The organism is Veillonella sp. 3_1_44 (assembly GCF_000163715.1).
GTDB classification, from domain to species: domain Bacteria; phylum Bacillota; class Negativicutes; order Veillonellales; family Veillonellaceae; genus Veillonella; species Veillonella parvula_A.
The window spans coordinates 1-703 of record NZ_GG770209.1 but is presented as its reverse complement, the minus strand read 5'-3'; the positions used below and the strand labels follow the sequence as shown (position 1 = coordinate 703).

The 703-nt window shown below is 41.5% G+C and carries 1 rRNA gene; it reads right to left on the bottom strand.

Annotated features, from left to right (window positions below):
- A 23S ribosomal RNA gene (locus HMPREF0873_RS09760) occupies positions 1 to 141 on the bottom strand; the annotation flags it as partial.
- Positions 142 to 703: the final 562 nt, after the last annotated feature.

Sequence of the window (703 nt, the reverse complement as noted above, 5' to 3'; positions counted from 1 at the left end):
ATAACCACTGCCGGGTTCCCCCATTCGGAAATCTACGGGTCACAGGTTGCTTGCACCTCTCCGTAGCTTATCGCAGCTTACCGCGTCCTTCTTCGGCTGATATCGCCAAGGCATCCACCGTACGCCCTTAAAATCTTTACTTATTTTACGCCATAATTTGCGGCTAACTTCGTTGTGCTGCGTTCGGTTTGTCTTGCGTACATAAGTACGCGGCGACATTCCCTCACTGGCACGCCTCGTTATCCATCAAATTCTGACGAAAATCTATTTTTAGATTTTATTGACATGCATTAGATACATTGTCGTTTTTTGTAGCCGTACATTTTCATGTACGTCACCATTAAGTCAGAGAATTATTTCCTATGTGCTCGGGTCAACCTACTTAGAAATTCTAAGAGATGACCTTACAAATATATAATAATTATCTTCTATGCAGTTTTCAAAGAACAAACAATTCATATAGTTCGCGTCTATCGTCGTTGCATTCGTTTCACTTGTCTTGTGTAATTACCATTACGCGGCGACGTCGTTCATCTCATGCGCCTAGATAGCCATCGAAATCTATTAAATTGTAAATGGTATTAAACCATCTGAGAGTCTTTACAGATCTCTCAAAACCAAACAATGATAAGTGTGTAAGTACAGCTAGCGCTTATGCTACGTCTACTTACTCGCCAAAGTGTCGACCTAAGTGACATCCAAG